Raw genomic sequence first — 6,045 nt, 5'->3', positions numbered from 1 at the left:
TTACAAAAAATTGTTGAACTTGGATTTGGGGGCAGGCTTGAATTGAATATAAAACTTTGACGATCAATTTGGGCAAAAGGAAGAACCGCATATAACAGCACCTAAGAAACATGGGGCGGATATTTGCATATGGAAGGTTTAATTCCCGTATTTATCTTAATCTTAGATTCATAGTTAGTTGCTTCGAAATGCCCGCCGTCTCCAAGCTGCAACCCGGTGGCTGTAATCCTATTTGTTGATTATATGTTTTTGACAACAAACCATACAATAGGAAGTGACGAACTGATAATCATTTATTCTTAAGAAAAAAAGATCAAAAAAAAACCCGTGAATACATCCACGGGTTTGGTTTTAAATCAATATGATTTAAAAGAATTTATATCTATAATCTTTCACGTTAGCCAGATCTTCTAAAGCCATCATGATCATGTATGCAGTTCTTTGAGACGAATTAAGTGTTAACTGTCTTTGGAAGCTGCTATAATCACCCACTTCAGTAGCTGGAGTCAGTGAATTGAGCTTAAGTACGATGATGCCGACGTCCTCCTGTACAGGCTTACTGATCTGTCCACTTTCTTTCAATCCGAAAGCAGCACCTATGGCAGCCGGAGCAAATCCAACACCTGGCAATACGGAAGCTGAAAGCTTGAGATCAGGAGTATTGTCCAAAGAAGCATCATCAGGGAAGACATTTTTCATTTCTTCCAAGCTGGACTTTCCTGCAATTTTGTCCTTGATCATTTTGGCTTTTTTCTCATTTCGTACCTGAATCAAGACTTGTGGTCTTACCTGATCCAATGTTGCAGTACCTTCTTCATATCTGGTTTTCAAGGTAGCCACTATATAAGCATTGTCTAATTCAAATACTCCGGATACACTACCTTCTGAAGCGTCATTGAAAGCCCATCTGATGACTTCTCTTGCGTTGGTCAAGTTATTCAGGTTTCTAGAGAATGCATCTACATTGTTGGCCTGAATCACTCTAATTCCTTCTTTCTCAGCGTTAGCATTGAATTCATTGGCGTTTCCGGCATTGGCTGCAAAGAAATCAGCTTTTCTGTAAGCATCATTTCTTGTAGCATCACTTGCTATCAACTCTCTTTCTACCGTTGCAATTTTGTATGTTTCACTTTTAGGTAGATCAGTCACACTAATGATATGGTAACCATATTCCGTTTCTACCAATCTATTGATCAAGCCTGTATTTCTTTGCGCAAAAGATACGTCTGCAAATTCATCTACAAAGTCTTCTTTGGCAAACCATCCAAGGTCTCCACCTCTCTGTGCGGTTCCGTCCTGACCATATTGAGCAGCTGCAGTGGCGAAATTCAACCCTTCTTGGATTTCTTTCAATACGCTTTCTGCATTCTGCTTGACCTCAGCTTTGGCATCTTCACTTAGGCCTTGAGTACCAAAGAGAATATGCGCTGCACGCATCCTGGGTGTTCCGTCAAACTGAGATGTGATTTTGTATGTCACATAAGTAGACCTTGAGGTTAAAAAAGGTCCATATACTTCACCAGCTTCGATGTTATCTACATTCGATGTCAAAGATGTAGGAAGTGCATCTCCAGGCAGTATTGTCTGGAATGGTCTCTGAGCTTCAGAATTTCTGATGGCAAATACAGAGTCATTTTCTGCATTTCTGAGCGCTTGAGTCAATTCTCTCATTTCAGAAATAACTGCGGCAGAATCTTCGCTGCTAGGATTGATTGCAAAACTTACGTATGCCAAATCTGCGGCATTGGAAACTTTGAATTTTTCCTTGTTTTTACTGATGTAATCTTTCAACTCACTATCAGAAACACTAACCGCTGTGTCTGGAATAGCATAAAAAGGAATGAACAAATGATCCACATCAGCAATAGTGTTGGACATTTTGTGTTCCATTCTGCCTTCTGCTTTTGTAGCATATTCTGAAGTAGACAAAAGGTTGTCATATTTCACCCTTAGTCTTGCATCTGCAAAAAGCTGTTCTTGCTGTGCCCAGAATGCCCTCTGCTCTGGAGCAGCATCTTCCAATGACTGAAGGAAAGCTACAAGTTGATTTCTGTCAAATTCTCCAGTCTGTGGGTTGGTCAATTGTTGCCTCAATTCAGCAATGATGTTTTTGCCCTGCACCATGTCCACCAATTCGGCGTCAGATACGGTCAAACCAAGCTCCTCAAATTGAGAATCAAAGACTTTGTCCACTATGAGAGCCTGCCAAGCTTGCTCTCTGATACTGTTCATTTCATTTTCAGAAGGAGTCCTTCCAGTGTTTTGCTGAAACTGGAATTTGATTTCTTCTATTTTGCGGACGTATTCCTCATAAGAAATACTTTCACCTGCAATCTCACCTACCTTGTTTGAAGCTCCGCCCAAAAGGGTTGAGTTTGGACTTAAGATATCTCCTCCTACAAGGAAGAAGATCAAGCCCACTGCTATTACGCCGATTGCAAGACCTGTTTTCTGTCTGATTTTTTTAATTAATGCCATTCTACTGGTTTTTTGAAGTGCCGCAAAATAATTACATCTAGTGCTAAATTCAAAATAATATCACTGTCAATAAATTACTTATTGGATTTAAGGTTGGGATTGATTTTAATTTTAAGTGTTTCTATTCTGTGATCTTGCTTGGAAGCAATGGTAAATGTAAAGGATTCGTATGTTATGGATTGTCCTTTTTGTGGGATATCTTCTGTCAATGACAGGATAAATCCTGCCAGGGTTTCAAATTCACCATAAGGCAAGTCCCATCCATATTTTTCGTTTAAGTAGTCAATTTCGTGTCTTGCACTCATCAGGTACTCTATATCGGAGATTTTCTGCTCCACTAGATCATCATTGTCATATTCATCCTGAATTTCTCCGAAAATCTCTTCAATGATATCTTCCATGCTGACGATACCACTGGTACCGCCAAATTCATCCACCACTAGGGCCAAGCTTTTTCTTTCTTTTATAAATTGAATCAAAAGCTCATTGGCTAGTCCTGATTCTGGTACAATTATAATATTGGTAAGTATGTCTGCTATTGTTTTAGGCTTTTTGAAAAGCTCTAATTGATGACAATATCCTATGACATCATCAATAGATTCTTTATAAACTATAATTTTTGAATGCCCGCTTTCTGCAAAAGCTTTTTTGAGTTCGTCAATGTCTTCTTCTATATCTACCGCTACAATATCTGTCCTTGGAACCATACATTCACGGACTTTGATAGTTTTGAATTCGACTGCATTGTCAAAAATCTTATGGTCGATTTCTACTTTAGAGTCTTCATCCATATGTTGCAAATTGTTTTGGATGAAGCTGTTTAAGTCTGTTACTTTGAAAACAGGCTTGTCTTCATTGTAATCCAACCTGAGTACTTTGGTGATGAAAAAGCGTGATAAACCCACTACAAACCATACAATGGGGTACATGATGATGTAAATGGCCTGAAAAGGGAAGGACAATGCAGACAGCATCCTATTTGGGTTGAGGATAAAAATGCTTTTAGGCAAAAACTCTGCTGTCACTAAAACGATGATAGTGGAAATGATGGTCTGTATAAACAAAACAGCTGCAGGATTTTCGAAATCATCCGGTAGCATGTCTTTGATCCAAGGATCTAAGAGATAAGCCATAAAAATACCATAAAGGACGAGAGCCAGGGTATTACCGATTAAAGTCGTTCCGATAAACTGTCCCGGCTTCTGCATAAAATTAGACAGTATCTTACCAGAAATCAATCCTTGCTTGTTTTGCAATTCAATTTGCAGCTTATTGGCAGAAATAAATGCGATTTCAATTCCGGAAAAGAATGCGGAAAACGTCAAAGTAATCAATACGTAAATGAGGTATTGGCTTTCCATTATCTTTTCTTCTTGCTATTTGATTTTTGTTTACTCTCTGGTTGATTCTCTTTAGCCTTATTTGCTCTGTATTTGTACCAAAACAGCAATGCCACAGAAAGCATGAAAATCGGGTAAGATGCGAAGAGCCCTACAGTAATCATCTGGTGGGTACCGATAATTACAGTGGCAGCTGCTAAAGAAAGTATAGAAATGTTACTTATTTTCATCAAAATCAATTCTCGCCGGGAAGTATTGTACGGCTATTGGTAACTTTAAATAATTTATATTCATTGAAACTCTCATCTGCCTCCATCCCGGTTCCGTTAAAGAGAGTTTCTCTTTCCTGAATGGTCACAAACTTTTCTGTGTATATTTTTTTGGCATTGGGATCCCAAAACAATTCCTCGGAAGAGAGTTTTTGTTCTTTTTCAAGGTTGTGCACGCGGACATCCCCTTCTCCCCTATATAAGTTGTCCTTGTTGGTATAATACCCCCTATCAGCCCGCATAGTGGTAGTGATTTCTCCATCTTCATCAAAGAAAGTGATGTCAATACCTTCTGGGAACTCCTGATCTCCGTTTCCAAATTCAATCTGCCTTTTTGCAACTAAATGTGTTCTCACCAAAGCGGAATCACTGTGGTATAATTGAACGTCTATAGCTTCACTGACTGGACCCAAATAGGGCTCAAGTAGACTACTGTCCACTTCTTCTTCACAGGAAGAGAAGGTCAAGATAACAAACCCAAAAATAAGGGGAAGAAATAACCTTTCAATTGCTAACATTGGCGCAAAGATATCAAAAGATTGATAAATACATGATTTTGTTAATTCTCCCGATCGTTTACGGGAAATCTTTGGGTATAGATGCAAAAAAAGGCAGCCATATAGACTGCCTTTAGGTATTGCTTTTTATATTTTGTTAATCTCTTGTGGCAAGCGTAACAGTCTCACCTACCCAGCATCCTGTGCTTAAAGTAGAACCTACTTGAAGTCCTTCTGTAAACAACTCCTCTTTGGAAGGGAATCTTGCTTTTGCATCTCTCATTCCTTCATTGTTTCCTGCTCTCTGGAAAGCATTGTAAGCGGCGATGTAAACAGAGTAATCTTTTGCTCTACTTTCTCCACCTTTACAGTCATTGAATGAACCCATATACAATTGGCCAATCATTGTGTAAACGTCAGATACCCTTTCTGAGTCAAGTTTCGCAGCTTCCTGAGCTGAAGATCTTGCAGCTGATTTTCTTCCGGCTTGAGCGTGAACTTTAGCAAGGTCGAAATGAACTTCTGCCTTTTGCTTGTCATTCTCTGCAAGTGTCAAAGCTTTTTCCAATACTGGTTGAGCTTTCTCATATTCTCTATTCTGCATGTATCTCATTGCTCTCACCTGAGAGGTAGAGAATGTTGGGTTGTCATTATCGATCATCTCCAAGGCAGCCAGGAAAGTTGGAGAACCTAGACATTTGTATTGTACTGAATATTTAAAGATCTGCTGAGCCAACAATAGGTTTGAAGGGTCTTTTTCAAGTCTTGGACCTAAGGTGTTATCTATAAAGTCACAGTTGATTAGTTCCATTGCTACTAGAAGTGCTTCCACATTTGATTTAGGGGTAGATACATCCACTCCCTGTGCTTCGGCTTCGTCCAACAACTGAGATATTTTGTCGTGAATACCAAGTACTTCAACATCAGAATAAGCTTTGTTCAACAAGTAGTGCCTTCTTACCAAATCAAAGTAAGCTGCTGTGTAAGCTGGGTTGATAGTTCCATTTACTTCAAATGCCCTATCATATACGCCAACTGCATCAGCCAATTTGGTTTTGTCATCTCTGTAGTACTGGTAACCGTAATAAGCTTTGTTTTCAATCCACCTTGCTTCGTTGTCATAATTTTCTTTTCGAAGATCATAGACAGTCATGACAGAATCTTGATAGACCCTTTTTTGTGCAGCATCTGTAGTAATATTAGCTGCTCCATTGTAAATGGTCACACCATTGATGTAAATGGACTCGTTTAGGTCAGGTACATTGGTCAACAGCCAATGCAATCCTTTTGTAGCTTCCACAAACTGCTCAGACTTCATATAATCTGTATAAGCAGCATTAAGCTCTCTTGCTTTTGCCTCTTCTGCTGGATCAGAAGGCCAGTTCCATTCTTGGGCCTGGGCAAATCCCACCGTAACTATGGTTAGTAACCCGGCTAATACACTTTTAACTTTCATGTTCG

The 6,045-nt window shown here is 39.3% G+C and carries 5 protein-coding genes; all 5 read right to left on the bottom strand.

Features of this window, described 5'->3' with window-relative positions; genetic code table 11:
* Window positions 1-366: 366 nt before the first annotated feature.
* The 5 genes from CLW00_RS07630 to CLW00_RS07610 all read right to left on the bottom strand — a co-directional run bounded on the left by CLW00_RS07630 (window position 367) and on the right by CLW00_RS07610 (window position 6,040).
* Window positions 367-2,478 carry a peptidylprolyl isomerase gene (locus CLW00_RS07630; RefSeq protein WP_106133059.1) on the bottom strand — a complete coding sequence of 704 codons (2,112 nt, stop codon included), beginning with the start codon at window positions 2,476-2,478 and terminating at the stop codon, window positions 367-369.
* A gap of 74 nt (window positions 2,479-2,552) precedes the next feature.
* On the bottom strand, window positions 2,553-3,839 hold the full coding sequence (locus tag CLW00_RS07625) for a hemolysin family protein (protein WP_106133058.1): 1,287 nt from the start codon (window positions 3,837-3,839) through the stop codon (window positions 2,553-2,555).
* The gene (locus CLW00_RS07620) at window positions 3,839-4,048 is read right to left on the bottom strand and encodes a hypothetical protein (RefSeq protein ID WP_106133057.1); all 210 of its coding nucleotides are present in this window, start codon (window positions 4,046-4,048) and stop codon (window positions 3,839-3,841) included. Before CLW00_RS07620 ends, CLW00_RS07625 begins: the two co-directional genes overlap by 1 nt.
* Before the next feature lie 5 nt (window positions 4,049-4,053).
* A complete protein-coding gene (gene lptC / locus CLW00_RS07615; protein WP_106133056.1) occupies window positions 4,054-4,605 on the bottom strand; it encodes an LPS export ABC transporter periplasmic protein LptC in 552 nt (183 codons plus the stop codon).
* Window positions 4,606-4,741: 136 nt separating this feature from the next.
* Window positions 4,742-6,040 carry a tetratricopeptide repeat protein gene (locus CLW00_RS07610; RefSeq protein ID WP_106133055.1) on the bottom strand — a complete coding sequence of 433 codons (1,299 nt, stop codon included), beginning with the start codon at window positions 6,038-6,040 and terminating at the stop codon, window positions 4,742-4,744.
* Window positions 6,041-6,045 lie beyond the last annotated feature (5 nt).

The organism is Mongoliibacter ruber (genome assembly GCF_003003005.1).
In the GTDB taxonomy this organism is placed as follows: Bacteria; Bacteroidota; Bacteroidia; order Cytophagales; family Cyclobacteriaceae; genus Mongoliibacter; species Mongoliibacter ruber.
Note: the sequence above shows the minus strand (reverse complement) of the source record. Positions and strands in the feature narration are given on the sequence as shown.